General features: G+C 76.0%; 16 protein-coding genes. 12 read left to right on the top strand and 4 right to left on the bottom strand.

From position 1 onward, the window contains the following. Window positions 1-101: 101 nt before the first annotated feature. From ACFYNO_RS23045 to ACFYNO_RS23005, 9 genes are all read left to right on the top strand, one after another. Window positions 102-725, top strand: a complete 624-nt coding sequence (locus ACFYNO_RS23045) for an NUDIX domain-containing protein (RefSeq protein WP_388015401.1) — start codon at window positions 102-104, stop codon at window positions 723-725. Window positions 726-881: 156 nt separating this feature from the next. After that, on the top strand, window positions 882-2,669 hold the full coding sequence (locus ACFYNO_RS23040; RefSeq protein WP_388015398.1) for a hypothetical protein: 1,788 nt from the start codon (window positions 882-884) through the stop codon (window positions 2,667-2,669). A 343-nt stretch (window positions 2,670-3,012) separates the two neighbouring features. Continuing rightward, complete coding sequence (gene ald, locus ACFYNO_RS23035) at window positions 3,013-4,131, top strand: alanine dehydrogenase (RefSeq protein ID WP_388015395.1); 1,119 nt, start codon at window positions 3,013-3,015, stop codon at window positions 4,129-4,131. Window positions 4,132-4,370: 239 nt separating this feature from the next. Beyond that, complete coding sequence (locus tag ACFYNO_RS23030; RefSeq protein ID WP_388015392.1) at window positions 4,371-5,555, top strand: ParA family protein; 1,185 nt, start codon at window positions 4,371-4,373, stop codon at window positions 5,553-5,555. Next, on the top strand, window positions 5,552-6,124 hold the full coding sequence (locus tag ACFYNO_RS23025) for a hypothetical protein (protein ID WP_388015389.1): 573 nt from the start codon (window positions 5,552-5,554) through the stop codon (window positions 6,122-6,124). Before ACFYNO_RS23030 ends, ACFYNO_RS23025 begins: the two co-directional genes overlap by 4 nt. Window positions 6,125-6,171: 47 nt before the next feature. After that, the gene (locus tag ACFYNO_RS23020) at window positions 6,172-7,053 is read left to right on the top strand and encodes a segregation and condensation protein A (RefSeq protein ID WP_388015386.1); all 882 of its coding nucleotides are present in this window, start codon (window positions 6,172-6,174) and stop codon (window positions 7,051-7,053) included. Window positions 7,054-7,295: 242 nt separating this feature from the next. Continuing rightward, complete coding sequence (locus ACFYNO_RS23015; protein WP_388015454.1) at window positions 7,296-7,853, top strand: SMC-Scp complex subunit ScpB; 558 nt, start codon at window positions 7,296-7,298, stop codon at window positions 7,851-7,853. A 54-nt stretch (window positions 7,854-7,907) separates the two neighbouring features. Further along, window positions 7,908-9,191: a pseudouridine synthase gene (locus ACFYNO_RS23010; protein WP_388015383.1), complete on the top strand. Its 1,284-nt coding sequence runs from the start codon at window positions 7,908-7,910 to the stop codon at window positions 9,189-9,191. 189 nt (window positions 9,192-9,380) lie between these two features. Beyond that, window positions 9,381-10,358 carry a helix-turn-helix domain-containing protein gene (locus ACFYNO_RS23005; protein ID WP_388015380.1) on the top strand — a complete coding sequence of 326 codons (978 nt, stop codon included), beginning with the start codon at window positions 9,381-9,383 and terminating at the stop codon, window positions 10,356-10,358. Between the two features lie 7 nt (window positions 10,359-10,365). Here ACFYNO_RS23005 and ACFYNO_RS23000 read toward each other — a convergent pair whose 3' ends face one another. Genes ACFYNO_RS23000 through ACFYNO_RS22990 form a run of 3 tightly spaced genes read right to left on the bottom strand, consistent with a single transcriptional unit; the run spans window position 10,366 to window position 14,534 of the window. Next, a complete protein-coding gene (locus ACFYNO_RS23000; protein ID WP_388015377.1) occupies window positions 10,366-10,728 on the bottom strand; it encodes a DUF952 domain-containing protein in 363 nt (120 codons plus the stop codon). A 52-nt stretch (window positions 10,729-10,780) separates the two neighbouring features. Beyond that, the gene (locus ACFYNO_RS22995; RefSeq protein ID WP_388015374.1) at window positions 10,781-12,364 is read right to left on the bottom strand and encodes a mucoidy inhibitor MuiA family protein; all 1,584 of its coding nucleotides are present in this window, start codon (window positions 12,362-12,364) and stop codon (window positions 10,781-10,783) included. A gap of 52 nt (window positions 12,365-12,416) precedes the next feature. Then, window positions 12,417-14,534 carry a DUF4139 domain-containing protein gene (locus ACFYNO_RS22990; protein ID WP_388015371.1) on the bottom strand — a complete coding sequence of 706 codons (2,118 nt, stop codon included), beginning with the start codon at window positions 14,532-14,534 and terminating at the stop codon, window positions 12,417-12,419. A gap of 182 nt (window positions 14,535-14,716) precedes the next feature. Here ACFYNO_RS22990 and ACFYNO_RS22985 point away from each other — a divergent pair, with 182 nt between their 5' ends. The 3 genes from ACFYNO_RS22985 (at window position 14,717) to der (ending at window position 18,201) form a co-directional block, all read left to right on the top strand. Further along, window positions 14,717-15,802 (top strand): prephenate dehydrogenase, encoded by a 1,086-nt coding sequence (locus tag ACFYNO_RS22985; protein WP_388015368.1) that lies wholly within the window; start codon window positions 14,717-14,719, stop codon window positions 15,800-15,802. Between the two features lie 107 nt (window positions 15,803-15,909). Then, entirely contained in the window at window positions 15,910-16,626 is a 717-nt protein-coding gene (cmk, locus tag ACFYNO_RS22980) for a (d)CMP kinase (RefSeq protein WP_388015365.1), read from the top strand. Window positions 16,627-16,752: 126 nt separating this feature from the next. After that, window positions 16,753-18,201: a ribosome biogenesis GTPase Der gene (gene der, locus ACFYNO_RS22975; RefSeq protein WP_388015362.1), complete on the top strand. Its 1,449-nt coding sequence runs from the start codon at window positions 16,753-16,755 to the stop codon at window positions 18,199-18,201. Window positions 18,202-18,289: 88 nt separating this feature from the next. On the opposite strand, the gene ACFYNO_RS22970 is transcribed toward der, so the two are convergent. Next, window positions 18,290-18,868: a hypothetical protein gene (locus ACFYNO_RS22970; protein WP_388015360.1), complete on the bottom strand. Its 579-nt coding sequence runs from the start codon at window positions 18,866-18,868 to the stop codon at window positions 18,290-18,292. Between the last annotated feature and the right edge of the window lie 106 nt (window positions 18,869-18,974).

Raw genomic sequence — 18,974 nt, 5'->3', positions numbered from 1 at the left:
ACCCGCACGGTCCGTTCACCGGACGGCGGCCGCCCGATCGCCCGGGCGGCCGCCGTTCGGCGTATAGATTGTGTCGTACTGACGAGAAGGGGAGTGGCGGCATGATCGAGGACATCGCGGAGGAGTGGGAGATCCGGGCCACCGAGCGGCCGTTCACCGGCCGGATCACCGGGGTGCGGACCGACGAGGTGCGGATGCCGGACGGCTCCTTCGCCCGCCGGGAGTACCAGACCCACCCCGGCTCGGTGGCCGTGCTCGCGCTGGACGAGCAGCGCCGGGTGCTCCTGGTGCGCCAGTACCGCCACCCCGTGCGCCAGCGGCTCTGGGAGCTGCCCGCCGGCCTGCTGGACGTGCCGGGCGAGAACCCGCTGCACGCCGCCCAGCGCGAGCTCTTCGAGGAGGCCTACTGCAAGGCCGGCCACTGGCGGGTGCTGGTGGACTTCTACACCTCGCCCGGCGGCAGCGACGAGGCGATCCGGCTCTTCCTCGCCACAGAGCTGGCCGAGGCCGAGGGCGAGCGCTTCGACGCGCACGGCGAGGAGCTGGAGATCGAGACCGCCCGGGTGCCGCTGGCGGAGCTGGTCGCCCTGGTGCTGGCCGGCCGGCTGCACAACCCCACCCTGGTCACCGGCGTGCTGGCGGTGAGCGCCGCGCTGGCCGGGCCCGGCCCGGACTCGCTGCGCGAGGCCGACGCCCCCTGGCCGGCCCGTCCGTTCCCGGCCTGAGCCCCGGGACGCCCCCCCCGGGCCGCCGGGCGGGTGATTCGACACCTGGTCATACCGGTGTCCCCTCGGCAGCGGGTCCGGCGCGAACTACGCTTCGCAGACGGGAAGCCGGTCGACTGGTCGGGAGTGGCGCTGGTGGCGAGGAAGACGGCGACGATGGACGCTCGGCCCGCCCCCGCGCGGGGTGCCGGGCCCGAACCGTTCGCCGGGCGGAGCGCGGAACTGGCCGCGCTCGCCGCCCAGCTGCGCACCGCCGCGCCCGGGCCCGGCTGCCGGGTGCTGCTGGTGGCCGGCCGGCCCGGCTCCGGCCGGTCGGTGCTGGCCCGCCGGTTCGCCGCCACGGCGCTGGGCGGGCGGCAGCTGCTCACCGCCCACCTCGCCGATCCCGACGGCACCCCGCAGGCCCCCGGCGCGGTCGCCCGGCGGCTGCTCGGTCTGCTCGGCCTGCCCACGGAAGCGCTCCCACCGGCCGCCGCCGGCCAGGAGGATCCGGCCTGCGCCGAGCTGCGCACCGCGCTCACCGGCCGGGACACCCTGCTGCTGCTGGACGACGTGCCGGACGCCGAGCACCTGGCCCCGCTGCTGCCCGAGGAGCCGCGCTGCCTGGTGCTGGCGGTCTCCGGCGGGCCGCTGACCGCGCTGGCCGCGCGCTTCCCGGTGGACCCGGTGATCCTGCGCGGGCTGGACCAGGCGGCGGCCGTCGACCTGCTCACCACGCTGGTCGGCGGCACCCGGATCGGCTGCGACCCGGTGGGCGCCGCCGGCCTGGCCGAGGCCTGCGCCGAGCGCCCGGCCCCGCTGCGGCTGATGGCCGGCTGGCTGCGCGCCCACCCCAAGGCGGCCGTGCCGGAGGCGGTCACTGCGCTGCGCGGGGTGGCCGGCGAGAGCGAGCCGCTGGCGGCCGCGCTGCAGCTCCGCTACCAGGCGCTGCCGGTGGCCCAGGCCCGGATGCTGCGGATGCTCACCCTGGCCCCCGGCGGCCGGGTGGACCCGCGCACCGCCTCCGCGCTGGCCGGCTGCCCCGGCCCCGAGGCGGTCGCCACCCTGCACGCGCTGGCCGAGCAGGAGCTGCTGGACCCGGCCGAGCCGGCCGCCGACGGCACCGCCCGCTACCGGCTGCCCGGCCGCGGCTTCCAGCGGCTGCTGGCGCTGCGCGAGCTGCACGACCGCCCGGCGGCCGTGCAACTGGCCCGGGCCCGGCTGTTGGAGCGGCTGATCCGGCTCACCGACTCGGCCCGGGCGCTGCTGGACCCGGCCGTGCCGGCCCCCGACCCACTGCCCGGCCCGCTGCGGCTGCGCGGCGCCGAGCAGGCCCGGCAGTGGCTCGCCGAGGAGCGCGAGACGCTGCTGGACGCCGCCGAGCAGGCGCTGGACCAGGCCGACCTGGACGGCTCGGTGGGCCGGCTGGTGGGCGCCCTGCTGCGCACCCTGCCGCTGGCCGGGCGGCCGGAGCAGGCCGGCCGGCTGCCCGCCGCCGAGGCCTACCGGCTGCACACCCTGGTGCTGGCGCTGGCCGAGCGGCAGGGCGCGCCGCGCCGGGCCGCCGCCGCGCTGCTCAACCTGGCCGACCTGCGGGCCGCCGCGGGCGACCCGGCGGCCGCGGCCGAGCACTACCAGGCCGCGGTGGCGCACACCCGCGAGCCGCGGGACGACGCGGCCGCCGCGCGCGCCCTCGAGGGCGTGGGGGAGTGCCGGAGGGCGCTCGGCGAGGCGGTGCGCGCCGCCGACGCGTACGGGCGGGCGCTGGCCCTGCGGCAGGGCCTCGGCGACACCGCCGGGCAGGCCCGGTTGCTCACCCGGCTGGCCGAGGCGCACGCCGCCCAGCGCCGGTTCGACGAGGCGGTCCGGGAGTACCGGGCGGCGCTCGCCCTGCTGCGCCGGCTCGGCGACGAGCGGGCGGCGGGCGCGGTCGGCCGGGCGCTCGAGCGGCTCTCGGCCGGCTGACCAGCGCCGCTCCCCGGGCCTGCCGCAGGATCGTCGCGAACCGGCCCGGACGATCCCGCACCGCCGCATGTGCCGCGTGCCATGGACGGTATGGGAGATTCGCCCGTTTCAGCGCCGTTTGCCAGGAAGGTTCCGTGGCAAGCCTACGAATCTGCCAATGCGTTCAGGAGATTTATTCAGATTGGAAGGCTGACGGAAGCACTGGGCTTCATTACACTCGTCTTAGTCGCGCAGTGAAGCGTGTCCCGGCCAGGCCGTGCCCATGCCGGAGGCATGCCCGCGTGCCCACCCGCCGGTCTTCCTTCCGGTTGGGACTCCCATGGCAAGAGGGACGTGTTTAACCGTGACCAAGGTCGGCATCCCCCGCGAGGTCAAGAACCACGAGTACCGCGTGGCCATCACGCCGGCCGGCGTGCATGAGCTGGTCCGCAACGGCCACGAGGTCTACATCGAGGACGGCGCCGGCGTCGGCTCGTCCATCCCGAACGAGGAGTACGTGGCCGCCGGCGCCACCATCCTCGGCACCGCCGACGAGGTGTGGGCCACCGCCGACCTGCTGCTGAAGGTCAAGGAGCCGATCGCGTCGGAGTACCACCGGCTGCGCAAGGGCCAGACCCTCTTCACCTACCTGCACCTGGCCGCCGACCGCGCCGGCACCGACGCGCTGGTCGCCTCCGGCACCACCGCGATCGCCTACGAGACCGTGCAGACCGCCAACGGCGCCCTGCCGCTGCTCGCCCCGATGTCCGAGGTCGCGGGCCGGCTGGCCCCGCAGGTCGGCTCCTACCACCTGATGCGCCCGGCCGGCGGCCGCGGCGTGCTGCCGGGCGGCGTGCCCGGCACCCACCCGGCCAAGGCCGTGGTGATCGGCGGCGGCGTCTCCGGTTGGCACGCGGCCACCATCGCGATCGGCATGGGCTACGAGGTGACCCTGCTGGACCGCGACATCAACAAGCTGCGCGAGGCCGACAAGATCTTCGGCACGAAGATCAAGGCCATCATGTCCAACAGCTTCGAGCTGGAGAAGGCCGTGCTGGAGGCCGACCTGGTGATCGGCGCGGTGCTGATCCCCGGCGCCAAGGCCCCCAAGCTGGTCACCAACGAGCTGGTCTCCCGGATGAAGCCGGGCTCCGTGCTGGTCGACATCGCGATCGACCAGGGCGGCTGCTTCGAGGACTCGCACCCGACCACGCACGCCGAGCCGACCTTCCAGGTCCACAACTCGGTCTTCTACTGCGTGGCCAACATGCCGGGCGCGGTGCCGAACACCTCGACCTACGCGCTGACCAACGCCACCCTGCCGTACGTCGTCGAGCTGGCGAACCGCGGGTGGAAGGAGGCGCTGCGCCGCGACGACGCGCTCGCCAAGGGCCTCAACGTGCACGAGGGCCAGATCACCTTCCCGGCGGTCGCCGAGGCCTTCGGCCTGCCGTCCGTCGCGCTGGAGAGCGTGCTCGCCTGACCCTCGGTCAACTCCCCGCACCATCCGTCGCAGGCCCCCGGCCGGCAGCCGCCGCCCGGGGGCCTCGGCATGCGTCAATCACGTGTGGGGAGGGTCACCCGCCTCTTGACAGAACCCGGTCGGATGGCCGACACATCCGTCCCACTACCGTGGATTGTGTTGCTGCGAACGCCCGGAACGGCCTAGAGTCGCAAACCGTCGGCATGGTGTCAGGCTGACGAATCGACATAATGCCCTGGATGCCCAAGGAGGTAAGACGACTTGTGAATGAGTCGACATTTGCTCCCGGGGGTGGTCAGCCTGGCCTGGCGGAGCACGGCTCCGGACAGCCGACCGACGACACCGGGGCCGCTCACACCACCGTAGGCGCCGAGGAGATCGGCACGGTCGCCGTGCGCACCTTCGAAGCCCGCCAGGCCGCCGCCGCCCACACCCAGGTCTACGAAGCCGACCTGTCGGCGCAGCAGCTGGGCTACAGCGAGTTCGCCTACGGCTCCTACGACGACCCGGACGCGGAGTACGAGCCCGATCCGGAGTACGCCGCCACCCTCGCCCCCGACGCGGCCCGGCAGCGCCGCGAGCGGATCGGCCCCACCGGCCGCCCGCAGCCGTACTTCCCGATCCCCGCGCCGCTGGCCGAGCACGGCCCCGCGCAGATCATCGCGATGTGCAACCAGAAGGGCGGAGTCGGCAAGACCACCTCCACCATCAACCTGGGCGCCGCGCTGGCCGAGTACGGCCGCCGGGTGCTGCTGGTCGACTTCGACCCGCAGGGCGCCCTCTCGGTGGGCCTGGGCGTCAACCCGATGGAGCTCGACGTCACCGTCTACAACCTGCTCATGGAGCGGGGCCTGACGGCCGACGAGGTGCTGCTGAAGACCGCCGTGCCCGGCATGGACCTGCTGCCGTCGAACATCGACCTGTCGGCCGCCGAGGTGCAGCTGGTCAGCGAGGTGGCCCGGGAGTCCGCGCTGGCCCGCGCGCTCAAGCCGCTGCTGCCGGACTACGACTTCGTCATCATCGACTGCCAGCCCTCGCTGGGCCTGCTCACGGTCAACGCGCTGACCGCCGCGCACAGCGTCATCGTCCCGCTGGAGTGCGAGTTCTTCGCGCTGCGCGGGGTGGCGCTGCTGACCGAGACGATCGAGAAGGTCTGCGAGCGGCTCAACCCCGACCTGCGGCTGGACGGCATCCTGGCCACCATGTACGACTCGCGGACCGTGCACAGCCGCGAGGTGCTGGCCCGGGTGGTCGAGGCCTTCGGCGAGCACGTCTTCCACACCGTCATCGGGCGCACCGTCAGGTTCCCGGAGACCACCGTGGCCGGCGAGCCGATCACCACCTATGCCACCAACTCGGTGGGCGCCGCCGCCTACCGCCAGCTCGCCAGGGAGGTGCTCGACCGGTGCCGCCCCGTCGAGTGAGCCTCCCGGGGGCCGACGAGCTGTTCCGCACCACCGGGGGGATGGCGCTCTCGCCCTCCCTGGCCAGCCGTCAGAACGCCGCCGAGCCGGCGGACGGCAGCGGTGCCCAGCAGCCTGACGCCGCCTCGGCTGACGCTCCCTCGGCGGGCGCCCCCGCCGGGCCCGCCAGGACCGGAGCGGGGCTCCCCCCGGCCGACGGTCGGGGGCGGGTGCCGGCCGGCCGGACCCCGGAGGGCCCCGCCGCCACCCCGCGCGCGGCCCAGACCGGCCCCCAGGCCGCCCCGGCGGCCGCGGAGGACCAGCAGGGCGACGGCGGTCTGCGGCGCCGCCCTCGTGGCCGTGCGCCGCGCCGCCCCAGCGGCCGGGAACGGCACGACGAGAAGATCACCGTGTACGTCTCCGCCGAGGAGCTGATGGACCTGGAGCACGCCCGCCTGGTGCTCCGCGGCGAACACGGGCTGGCGGTGGACCGCGGCCGGGTGGTGCGCGAGGCGATCGCCGTCGTGCTGGCCGACCTGGAGCAGCGCGGCGAGGCCAGCATCCTGGTGCGGCGGTTGCGGGGACGCTGAGCGCGTACCGCCGGGATCCGGCGGCGGCCGTGTGAAGATGGACCGCCATGCCCAGTACCGCCCCCACCGACGCCACCCCCGAGGCCCCCGGGACCCCTGAGCAGCCGCGCGGCGGCTTCACCGTCCGGCTGGCCAACTTCGAGGGTCCGTTCGACCTGCTGCTGGGCCTGATCGCCAAGCACAAGCTGGACGTCACCGAGGTGGCGATCTCCACCGTCACCGACGAGTTCCTGGCCCACATCCGGGCCATGGGACCGGACTGGGACCTCGACCAGACCACCGAGTTCCTGGTGGTCGCGGCCACCCTGCTGGACCTCAAGGCCGCCCGGCTGCTGCCCGCCGCCGAGGTGGAGGACGAGGAGGACCTGGCCCTGCTGGAGGCCCGCGACCTGCTCTTCGCCCGGCTGCTGCAGTACCGGGCCTACAAGCGGGTCGCCGCGGTCTTCGAGCAGCGCTGGGCCGAGGAGGCCCGCCGCCGCCCGCGCACCGTCGGCCTGGAGCCGCAGCACGCCGCACTGCTGCCCGAGGTGGTGATCCACGTCGGGCTGGAGCGGTTCGCGCAGCTGGCGGCCAGGGCGATGACGCCCAAGCCCAAGCCGGTGGTCTACGTGGACCACATCCACACCCCGCCGGTCAGCGTCCGGGAGCAGGCCCAGCTGGTCGCCGACTTCCTGGCCGGGCACGGCGGCGCGGCCAGCTTCGCCGAGCTGGTCGCCGACGCCGACGGCCAGCTGGTCGTGGTGGCCCGGTTCCTGGCGCTGCTGGAGCTCTACCGGGAGCGGGCGCTGGCCTTCGAGCAGCCGGAGCCGCTGGGGTCGCTGCAGGTGCGCTGGGTGGCCGAGGCGGACCGGGCGGCGATCGAGGTGACGGACGAGTTCGACCGGCCGCCGGGCGAGGACGCCGGACCGGGCGGGAAGGAGGAGCGGTGAGCGCAGAGCGACCGGTGCCGCCGGTGCGGCGCAGCCTGGGGCTGCCGGGGCAGGTCCGGGAGGACGAGTGGCTGGAGCCCGTCTACCCGCCGGAGGAGGAGCCCGGGGCGGTGCCGGAGCCGGTGGCCGTGGTGCCCGAGCCGGCCGTCTCCCCGGAGGCGCTGCCCGCCGCGGCCGAGGAGCCCGGGGAGCCGGGGGAGGTTCCCGAGGTCGCCCTGAAGCCCGGCCTGGAGGCCGTGCTGATGGTCGCCGACGAACCGATCGGCGAGGGCCGGCTGGCCGAGGTGCTGGGCTGCGGCCGGGCCGAGGCGGCCGCCGCGCTGCGCGAGCTGGCCGCCGAGTACACCGCCCAGGGCCGCGGCTTCGAGCTGCGGCTGGTGGCCGGCGGCTGGCGCTACTACAGCCGGGCCGACTGCTCCGCCGTGGTCGAGCGGTTCGTCCTGGACGGCCAGCAGGCCCGGCTGACCCAGGCCGCGCTGGAGACCCTGGCGGTGGTCGCCTACCGCCAGCCGGTGTCCAGATCCAGGGTCTCCGCGGTACGCGGTGTGAACTGTGACGGTGTGATGCGTACCCTGGTACAGCGAGGCCTGGTGGAAGAGACCGGGACCGAGCCCGAAACAGGTGCGATCCTGTATCGGACGACGAGCTACTTCCTGGAACGGATGGGGCTGCGCGGCCTGGACGAACTGCCGGAGCTGGCGCCCTTCCTGCCCGAGGTCGACGACGTGGAAGCGGAGTCCCTCGAAGGCACGGCGATCGCGGACGCGGTGGCCGCCGCGAGCGCACGGGAAGTGGAGTGAGGTCGGCCGGCACGACTAGCACTTCCCGATGGAACAACGACGTACGGACATTTGATGCGTAGTAGCGGTAACGGCAGGAACACCGGCGGCGGCGGTCGTGGCGGCAGCGGTCGCGGGGGCGGCTCGTACGGCGGCGGCTCGTCCTCCGGCGGGCGCGGCGGGTCCCCCGCGGGCGGTCGCGGCGGCTCGTCCGCGGGCTCGCGCGGCACTGGCGGCGGCTCGTCCTCCGGCGGCTCGCGCGGCGGCAGCGGCGGCGGCTCCTACGGCGGCGGCTCGCGCGGCGGCTCGTCCTCCGGCGGCTCGCGCGGCGGCTCCTCGTACGGCGGCGGCCGGGACGACCGCGGCCGCCAGGGCGGCGACCGCCGGGACGACCGGCGCGACGACCGCCGCTACCCCGACCGCCCGCTGCGCCCCGAGGAGCGCCGCTACGACCGCCCGGAGTACAGCGGCGGCCCCAACGCCGCCCCGCGCCCCGGCGCCCGCCGTCCGGCCCAGGGCGGCCCGCGCCGCCCGGCCCCGCAGCGCTCCCGCGAGCTGCAGGCCCGGATCGAGGACGCCGTGCTGCGCCGCCACGAGCGGCCGGCCGGCGAGCCCGCCGGCAAGGGCGGCGGCGATGAGCAGGGCGAGCGGCTGCAGAAGGTGCTGGCCCGGGCCGGCGTCGGCAGCCGGCGCGCCTGCGAGGAGCTGATCGACCAGGGCCGGGTCGAGGTCAACGGCCGGCTGGTCACCGAGCAGGGCAAGCGGGTCGACGCGCAGCACGACGAGATCAAGGTGGACGGCCTCACCGTCGCCACCCAGTCCTACCTGTTCTTCGCCCTCAACAAGCCGGTCGGCGTGGTCTCCAGCATGGAGGACCCGGACGGCCGCCAGTGCCTGGGCGACTACGTGACCAACCGGGAGACCCGGCTGTTCCACGTCGGCCGGCTGGACACCGAGACCGAGGGCATCATCCTGCTCACCAACCACGGCGAGCTGGCCCACCGGCTGACCCACCCGCGCTACGGCGTGACCAAGACCTACCTGGCCGCGATCCAGGGCCCGATCCCGCGCGACCTTGGCAAGCAGCTGGCCAAGGGCATCGAGCTGGAGGACGGCTACGCCCGTGCCGACGGCTTCCGGGTGGTCTCCAACGTGGGCAAGAACTACCTGGTCGAGGTGACCCTGCACGAGGGCCGCAAGCACATCGTGCGCCGGATGCTGGCCGAGGCCGGCTTCCCGGTGGAGAAGCTGGTCCGCACCCACTTCGGCCCGATCGCGCTGGGCGACCAGAAGTCGGGCTGGCTGCGCCGGCTGACCAACCCCGAGGTCGGCCAGCTGATGCGCGCGGTCGGCCTGTGACGGCCGCGGCGGGCTGACAGCACCCCTGGTGAAGGGCCGGACACCGAGCGCGGTGCCCGGCCCTTCGCGCTGCCCGGACGCGGTCTTGAGGGGGCCGGGTTGTCAAGGCACCACTCGGTGGCAGAGGATGGCCATGCAAGTTGGACCGATCAATTGGCGTGAAACCGCCAAACCCGGGGGAGGAGCGTCATGTCGGACGCCTTCAGCGCGCTCGGGCTCTCCGATCCGGACGGCCAGGTCTACGCCGCGCTGGTGGCCGCCCCCAGGTCCACGGCCGCCGACCTGGCGGAGCGCTGCGGGCTGACGGTGCAGCAGAGCGGCAAGTCGCTCAGCCGGCTCGCCCAGCAGGGCATGGCCACCCGGGCCCCGGTGGAGCGCGACCACTACCTGGCCGTCGCCCCCGACGTGGCGATCGGCACCCTGATCGGCCACCGCGAGGCCGAGCTGCGCAGCGCCCGCGCCGAGATGCACCGGCTGATGGACGCCTTCCGGGAGGCCTCCCGGTTCACCGACCCGGCCCGCTCCGTCGAGGTGCTGACCGGCGGCGAGGCGATCGCCCAGCGGATCGAGCACCTGCAGGACACCAGCGTGCAGCAGGTCCGCGGGTTCGACTGCCCGCCCTACGTGCAGGACCCGGCCGCCAACCTCAGCCAGCAGCGCCGCAAGCTGACCGAGGGCGTGCGCTACCGCACCATCTACGACCGCGAGGCGGTGGCCTGGCCGGGCCGGCTGGAGAACGAGATCCTGATCGGCGTCCAGGACGGCGAGGAGGCGCGGGTCCGCACCACCCTGCCGATGAAGCTGATCATGTCGGACGACCGGATGGCGATCGTGCCGATCAGCGTCGGCGACAGCGTGCTGGACGCCGCCTACGTGATCCACCCGTCCGCACTGCTGCAGGCGCTGGACCGGCTCTTCGAGGCCGAGTGGGAGCGGGCCGTGCCGCTGCAGGCCGCGCTGGAGGGCGAGGGCCCGGCCGCGCCGGATGCCGACCACCGCAAGCTGCTGGGCCTGCTGGCGGCCGGCCTGACCGACGAGTCGATCGCCCGCTCGCTCGGCTGGAGCGCCCGCACCACCCAGCGCCGGCTGCAGGCGCTGATGCGCGAGCTGGGCGCGACCACCCGGTTCCAGGCCGGGCTGGCCGCCCGCGAGCGCGGCTGGCTGTAGGAGCCGGCTAGCTCCAGGGCACCAGGCGGGACCAGCGGCCGTCCGGGCCGCGCTCCACCTTCTCCAGGCCCACCACGGCGCTGCGGTTCAGCCGGCCGTAGATGTGCGGGAAGAGCACGTCCGGGGCGGTGCCCGGCGGGCGGTCGCCGGAGGGCGCCTCCCAGCGGACCATCGGATCCACCCGGTCCTCCTCGATCAGCAGGGCCATCAGCGGATCCGGCGTCCTGACGAAGAACAGGTTCGCCACCGCCAGTGTGGTCGGCTCGTCCGGCGAGCAGTGGATGAAGCCGTCCGTCAGCAGCGAGGCCGTGCTGTACGGACGGCCGGGATCACGGAGCCAGTCGTCCAAGGGCGCGAGGTGCAGGATCATGTGTCTGTTGTACCTCCGCCGCCGCGCCGCGTCCCGTACCCGGCGGTCCGCTTCACAGGCCCGCCACCTTGGCCGAGGCCGACAGCCGGTGGACCAGGGTGACGGTGCGTCGGCTGTTCGGCGCCAGCGGCAGCTCCCAGCGGACCACGCCCTCCGCGTCCACGCCGGCCGGGCGCGGGTCGCAGGCCTGCTCGTCCAGCCGCACCTCCACCGCGGCCACCTCGGAGACCGGGATCCGCTCGCGCAGCACCACCGTGCGTTCCCCGGTGGTGCCCGGCGGGCAGAGCCGGGTGACGTGCACCCGCACCGTGGTCGTGCGCACCGAGCGGCGGGCCATCCCCTGGGTCTCCTCCACCACCTCGGTCCCGCGCAGCAGCCGGAACTCGTCCGAGCCCGGGAAGCCCAGCTCCGCCACCGCGCCCGGCGCCGTGTAGCGCAGCTCGCCGCGCCCCACGAAGCCGCTGCCGCGGACCAGCTCCACCGGCCCCGCGAGCAGCGGCAGCTGCCACTCGTTGCGCACCGACACCACCTCGCTCACCAGCGGGGAGAGCTCCGGCGCCGCGACCAGCTCGACCTCGGCCGCCGCCTCGAAGGCGCCCAGCGGCACCCGGTGCGCCCGGCCGTCGCCGGGCACCGCCGCCGGGTCGGGGGCGGTCAGCACCCGGACCTCGCCGCCGTCGTCCACGCCCGGCAGCTCCTCGCCGGTCACCGGGCCCGCCGGGCCCAGCGTGCTGATCTCCTCCTCGCGCAGCTCCACCTCGACCGTGCGCTTCTCGCCGGCCGAGAGCTCGCGGAGCACCAGCCGGTCCTCGGTCAGCGCCGGCGGCTCCGCGGCCAGGGCCGAGCGGGCGGTGGAGAGGGTCAGCCGCACCCCCGACCAGTCCTCGCCGGTGGCCTGCCAGACCACCGCGTCCAGCGCGAGCCGCACCGTGGCGCCGGCCAGCACCGCCCGGTAGGCCGGCCGCCAGAGTGCACAGGCCGTCAGGTGGCCGACCGTCAGCTCCGCCGTGCCGGCCCGCTCGGCCGCCACCGCCAGCTCCAGGAAGCAGCGCAGCTGCGGCGGCTGCGGCTCGGCCAGGTCCAGCGCCTCGTCGATCCGGCGCTCCTGCTCCGCCAGCTCGGCCACCCGACCCCGCAGCGCCCGCTCGCGCTCCGCCTGCCGCTCCTGCTCCGCGCCCGCCCGGTCCAGCTCGGCCGCCCAGCGCTCCGGCTCCGCCTCGCCCAGGCCCGCGCCCTCGGCCACCTCGCGCAACAGCTCGCCGGTCAGCTGCTCGGCCAGCGCCAGCCGGGCCGCCGCCCGCTGCCGCTCGGCCTCGGCGGCCCGCCGGGCCGCCCGCAGCTCGTGCAGCCGGGCGCGCAGCGGTGAGTCGTCCTGCTGCGGGCCGGCCGGGCGCGGCTCCCAGGAGCGGACCAGCCGGGCGTCCAGCACCCGGGCGCCCGCCGGGCCGGACAGCTCGGCGCGCAGGGTGTGGTCGACCGCCAGCGGGGTGAGCGGGCCCAGCCGCAGCCGCTGGACGCCCGCGGCCAGCTCCAGGCGGGCGGTGCGCTCCAGCTGGGCCCGGTCCTCCAGGCAGGTGACCGCGGTGACCGGCAGCGGGATGACGGCGGGATCGGTGGGATCGGCGGGGTGGGGCATGGCGGGGCTGCTCCTCGGCGTGCGGCGGGGCGGGACGGCGGGTGGACGGGGTTCAGCTGCGGCGGTTGCCGCCGACCAGGCCCTTGCCGGCCGGGAAGCGGATCTCCCAGCCGCCGCTGAGCGCGGCCGTGGCCCCCGGCGCCAGCTCGACCCGCCAGCAGCGGGTGCCGCGCGCGTGGTACGGCGACTCGGGGGTCTCCCAGGCGGGGGAGGACGGCTGCTCGTCCACCCGGACGTCCCGGTCCTGGGCGACCGGGACGCGCTCCCGGACCTCGACCAGCACCGGCCGCGGCAGGTGGTTCGCCAGCTCCACGTGGATCCGCTCGGCGACCACCGTGGTGCCGCCGCGCAGGCCCGCTGCCGACTCCTGGGTCTCGGTCCGCCGGGTCGCCCGGATGCCCTGGGCCACGCCGAGGCCGACCCGGCGCACCCCGCCGGGGGCCAGCGTCGGCAGTGCCGTGCTCAGCAGGTGGGTGCCGTCCACCGTGACCTCCAGCGGGCCGGCCAGCAGGGCGTGCGGGGTGTCGTTGGTGAGCAGCAGGGTGGCGAAGACCGAGTCGTCCAGCGAGGGCACGCAGAGGTACTCGGGCGCCAGCCGGACCGTCAGCTCGGTCAGCGTGACGGTGTGCCAGGCGCCGTCGGAGGGCAGGTCGACCCGGGCCGCCGCCTCGTAGCGCTGGTCGAAGGAGCCCGCCGACTGCCGCGGCGGCACGGCGTGCCGGGGCAGCGGGGCGGTGGCGGCCGGTGCCGGGACGGCGTCCGGGGCCGGCGGGTGCAGGCGGCCGCGCCGGCTGGGCGGCTCCTCCGGGCCGGCCAGCACCAGCGCGCCGTAGTCCAGCTGGTCGGCGGCCGGGGCGGGCGGCCCGGCCGGCTCCGGGGGCAGCCAGGGCTGGGCGGGCGCCGCGGTCTTGCGGCGCACGTCCGGGGCCGCGCTGTCCAGGGCCGGCCCGCCGGGGCCCGCGGAGCCGAAGGCCGGGCCGCCGGGCGGGACGGGGGCGGCGAGCGGGGCGCTCCGCGGCAGGCCGTAGGCGGCCGGGGCGCTCGGCGCGGGCGGCGGCGGGGAGGGCAGCGGCTCGGCCTGCGGGGCCGACTGGGCGCGGCGGGCCCGCAGCGCCGGGCCGCCGACCGCGAGCGGCTGCCCGTGGAAGGGCCGGGCCGGCGCGCCGTCGTAGTCGGTGAACAGCTCGGGCAGCCCGCCCGGGGGCTCCCGCCAGCCGGACGGCGCCGGGGCGGGCTGGCGGCGCCCGATCCGCAGCGAGCGCAGCCGGGGCAGCTCGGACGGGCGGTGCAGGTCGGCGGTGGAGAGCGCCAGCCGGACGCCCGTCCAGTCCTCGCCGGTGCGCTGGGCGACCGCCGCCCGCAGCGCCAGGGTGCCGCTCGGCGCGCCCTGACGGTGGCTCAGCTGGTAGCTCGGCACCCAGCGGGCGCCCGCCATGCGGTACTCCAGCTCCACCGTCACCGGCTCGGCGGGCCGCTCCAGGCCCGGCTCGTCCGGCGTCAGCACCACCAGCACGGCGAGGTCCGGGGTGACCGGCCCGGCCGGCTCCGCGTCGGAGGCCCGGGCCAGCTCCTCCGCCAGCCGCTCCAGCTCGCGCCGGCCCTCGGCCAGCTCCCCGCGCAGCCGCTCGGCCTCCTGCTCCAGGCCGGCCAGCCGCTCCTCCACGAAGTCCGCCAGCGCCAGCAGCGCCGCGGCCGGGGCCCGGCGCAGCCCGGCGGGTGCGTCGCGCGGCGGCTTGGGCGGCACGGCGCGCAGCCCCGCGATCCGCTCGGCCCGCTCGGCCAGCAGCCGCTCGCGCAGCTCCAGCGCGGCCACCCGCGCGGCGGCGGCCCGGTGGCGGCCGAGCAGGCCGGCGGGGGCCGCGGCGTCCTCCGCCGGGCGCGGCGCGGCCTTCGGGTCCGGCCGGACCGCGGTGATCCGCCAGCCCGCCGGGCCCGCCGCCAGCCGGGCGCGCACGGCGCCCGCGTCCAGGCCCGCCGGCAGGCCGGTCAGCCGCAGCCGCACCGCCCCGGTGGCCGGGTCGGCGGCGGCCGGGAGCACACCGGTGGCCAGCCGGGTGCAGAGCGCCCCGGCGGCGTACACCACCACCGCGTCGAGCACGGTCGGCCAGCCGGCCGCTGACGGGGGGACAGCTGACGGGGCGTCGGCCGGGGTGTCCGGGGTCTCTGGCACGGAGCGGTACTCCTGATCCGGGTGAAGGGAGGGCGGAGGCGATCTGGCTGTGCGGGGCCAGTCTGCCCCGTGGTGCCGACAGCTGTCCCGCGGACCGGGGGCCGGGGGAGCACGGGCACCGGCGGTGCGGGAGGATGAGGGCGCCACCGTCCGTCCGCGAGGTCCGTCAGGGGAGTCCCACCGTGCGCACAGCAGCCGTCATCGGCACCGGCCTGATCGGCACCTCCGCCGCGCTCGCGCTGACCGCCCGGGGCATCACCGTGCACCTGGAGGACGCCGACCCGGACGCCGCCCGCACCGCCGCCTCGCTCGGCGCCGGCACCACCGAGGAGAGCACCGAGCCGGTGGACCTGGCGATCATCGCCGTCCCGCCGGCCCTGGTCGGCCGGGTGCTGGCCGAGGCCCAGCGCCGCTCGCTGGCCCGCTGCTACACCGACGTGGCCAGCGTGAAGGCCGGGCCGCGCGAGGCGATGGCCAAGCTGGGCTGCGACGCCGGCAGCTACATCGGCGGCCACCCGATGGCCGGGCGGGAGACCTCCGGACCGCTGGCCGCCCGGGCCGACCTCTTCGAGGGCCGCCCCTGGGTGCTCACCCCCACCGCCGAGACCGCCACCGAGGTGCTGAACGCCGCGCTGGAGCTGGTCGCGCTCTGCGGCGGCATGCCGGTGGTGATGGACGCCGCCGCGCACGACCGCGCCGTCGCCCTGGTCTCGCACGCCCCGCAGCTGGTCTCCTCCCTGGTCGCCGCCCGGCTGGAGCACGCCGACGAGACCGCGGTGCGGCTGGCCGGCCAGGGCGTGCGCGACGTGACCCGGATCGCCGCCTCCGACCCGCGGATGTGGCTGGACATCCTGTCCGCCAACGCCGCCGTGGTCGCCGACGTGCTGGAGGAGCTGGCCGTCGACCTCAACACCGCCGTCGGCTCGCTGCGGGCGCTGGCCGCCGGCGGCGCCGAGGGCGCGGAGCAGGGCGCGGCCGGGATCGAGGCCGTGATGCGCCGCGGCAACCAGGGCCAGGCCCGGATCCCCGGCAAGCACGGTGCCCCGCCCACCCGCTACGAGACCGTGGTGGTGGCGATCGGCGACCAGCCCGGCGAGCTGGGCCGGCTCTTCCGGGAGGCCGCCCGGGCCGGGGTCAACGTCGAGGACGTCGCCATCGACCACTCCGCGGGCCGCCGGGTCGGCCTGGTGCAGCTCTCGGTGGAGCCCTCGGCGGTGCACCAGCTGGAGGCCGCGCTGGTGGAGCGCGGCTGGGACGTCCGGGACTGAGGCCAGGCCCGGCGGCCGGGGCCGCCCGCCGGCGCGGGCGGGGGAGTGCGCCGGGTCGTCTAACCTTGAGGTATCTCCCCCGGGCAGTCGAGAAGAGAGGTTCCCCTGTGGACACAGCCGACCGAGCGAACGCCCCGGTCGTCGTCGCCATCGACGGACCCTCCGGCTCCGGCAAGTCGACCGTCTCGCGTGCGGTCGCCGCCCGGCTCGGCCTCAGCTTTCTGGACACCGGCGCCATGTACCGGGCGATGACCTGGTGGATGCTGGCCAACGAGATCGACGTGGAGGACGCGGAGGCGGTCGCGATCGCCTGCGCCAAGCCGGTGATCGTCTCCGGCACCGACGCCGACGGCCCGACGATCACGGTGGATGGCGTGGACGTCTCCGGCCCGATCCGCGGCCCGGAGGTGACCGCCAAGGTCAGCGCCGTCTCGGCGGTGCCGGCCGTGCGCGCCCGGCTGGTCGAGCTGCAGCGCGGCTGCGCCGGGGTCGCCCCGCGCGGCATCGTCGCCGAGGGCCGGGACATGGGCACCGTGGTCTTCCCGGCCGCCACCGCCAAGGTCTTCCTCACCGCCTCCGTCGCGGCCCGGGCCGAGCGGCGCGCCGCCGAGCTGCGGGCCAGGGGCGTGGACGAGGCGACCATCGCCGCGATGGCCGCCGACCTGGGCCGGCGCGACGCCGCCGACTCCTCGCGGGCCACCGCCCCGCTCACCCAGGCCGAGGACGCGGTGCTGGTGGACACCAGCGAGCTGACGCTGCCCCAGGTGATCGACACCATCGTGGCGCTGGTCGCCGAACGGGCCGGCCATCTGACGGCCGTTTAGCCTGCCGTACACCTTTTTTCTTCCACACACCCAGCAGTTCCGCGCTGCCCGGCCGCTCCGTCCGGGCAGGTACGCACGGCCCGCGCCCGCTCGGCGGGGCGGTCCGGGAAATGGACACAGAGAACAATGAGCAACGAGCACCTCGCCGGTCACGGCGAGCTGGACGACTCCGAGTACGCCGAGTTGATGGCCCTCGCCGAGGGCGAGGGCTTCGAGGACGGCGACCTCGACCTGGAGGACGGCGCGCACCTGCCGCTACCGGTGCTGGCCGTGGTCGGCCGGCCCAACGTCGGCAAGTCGACCCTGGTCAACCGGATCATCGGTCGCCGCGAGGCCGTGGTCGAGGACCGCCCCGGCGTCACCCGTGACCGGGTGCAGTACGAGGCCACCTGGAACGGCCGCCGCTTCAAGGTGCTGGACACCGGCGGCTGGGAGATCGACGTCCTGGGCATCGACGCGATGGTCGCCGCCCAGGCCGAGCTGGGCATCGAGACCGCCGACGCGGTGCTCTTCGTGGTGGACGCCACCGTCGGCGCCACCGACACCGACGAGGCGCTGGTCAAGCTGATCCGCCGCTCCGGCAAGCCGGTGGTGCTCTGCGCCAACAAGGTGGACGGCCCGTCCACCGAGGCCGAGGCCGCCTACCTCTGGTCGCTCGGCCTCGGCGAGCCCCACCCCGTCTCCGCGCTGCACGGCCGCGGCTCCGGCGACCTGCTGGACGCCGTGCTCGCCGCCCTGCCCGAGGCCCCGCCGCAGACCTTCGGCACCCCCGGCCTCGGCGGCCCGCGCCGGGTCGCGCTGATCGGCCGGCCCAACGTCGGCAAGTCCAGCCTGCTCAACAAGGTGGCCGGCGAGGAGCGGGTGGTGGTCAACGAGCTGGCCGGCACCACCCGCGACCCGGTCGACGAGATGATCGAGCTGGGCGGCAAGACCTGGAAGTTCGTCGACACCGCCGGCATCCGCCGCCGGGTGCACCTGACCGCCGGCGCCGACTTCTACGCCTCGCTGCGCACCTCCGCCGCGCTGGAGAAGGCCGAGGTGGCGGTGGTGCTGATCGACTGCAGCGAGCCGCTGGCCGAGCAGGACACCCGGATCATCTCGATGGCCGTCGACGCCGGCCGCGCCGTGGTGATCGCCTACAACAAGTGGGATCAGCTCGACGAGGAGCGCCGCTACTACCTGGAGCGGGAGATCGAGCAGGACCTGGTCCAGGTCCAGTGGGCCCCCCGGGTCAACGTCTCCGCGAAGACCGGCCGCCACATGGAGAAGCTGGTCCCCGCGATCGAGACCGCGCTGGCCGGCTGGGAGACCCGGGTGCCGACCGCCAAGCTCAACGCCTTCCTCGGCGAGCTGGTGGCAGCCCACCCGCACCCGATCCGCGGCGGCAAGCAGCCCCGCATCCTCTTCGGCACCCAGGCGGGCACCCGGCCGCCGCGGTTCGTGCTCTTCGCCTCCGGGTTCCTGGAGGCCGGCTACCGGCGCTTCGTGGAGCGGCGGCTGCGCGAGGAGTTCGGCTTCGCCGGGACGCCGATCTCGATCTCGGTGCGGGTGCGGGAGAAGCGCAAGCGCAAGTGAGTGCAAGTAATAGTGAGTGCAAGTAATAAGGAGAACGGGCCCGGCGGCTGCCGGGCCCGTTCTGCTGTGCGGGGGCGCTGCCGCGGGATCAGGGACGGCCCGGGGGGAGCGAGAGCAGGGTGCCGCGGTGCCGGCCCGGGGCGGGGACGGTGACCGGGGCGAGGTAGCCGGAGGCGACCCAGCCCTGGCCGGTGGCGGGCTGCTGCGCGGACTGCGGGTGGGTGTGGGCATGGGTGTGTTGCGGGGGTGCGTGGTGGTGCGGGGCCGGGTAGCCCTGGGGGTGCTGGGCGGCCTGCTGGGTGGACTGCTGGGTGGGGACGAACTGCGGGGGGCCGGCGAGCTGGCCCGCGTAGGCGGGGAAGGACTGGTGCTGCGCCGGCGCCGGGTACGGCTCCGCCGGGCCGCCCGTGGGGCCGGTGGCGGGCGGCTGCACGGGGGCGGGATAGGGGGAGTAGGTGTCGTACGGGCGGACCGCGAAGCCCGTGAACCGCAGCTCCTCCTCGCCGGAGCGGTCGCCGGGCAGGGCGCGGAAGAGCCGGCGGTACTCCGAGTACAGCTCGTCGTAGATCGGGGTCGGGTCGGGCGCGACTTGATGCTCCCCGTCGTACGACGGCCTCATCGCCGGGATGCTCCGGGTGGCGCTGGTCTGGCGGAAGGCTGAGGTCACGTCGTAGCTGTACACGTAGGGCCCAACGAGCCAACGGGGGGTGGGATGCGGGTGGCGGGTCGGGCGTCGGCGGGTGGCGGCGCCAGTGCCCCGCCGCGCGCCGGTG

The sequence above is a fragment of the Kitasatospora sp. NPDC006697 genome, assembly GCF_042869935.1.
Lineage (GTDB): Bacteria > Actinomycetota > Actinomycetes > Streptomycetales > Streptomycetaceae > Kitasatospora.
Note: the sequence above shows the minus strand (reverse complement) of the source record. Positions and strands in the feature narration are given on the sequence as shown.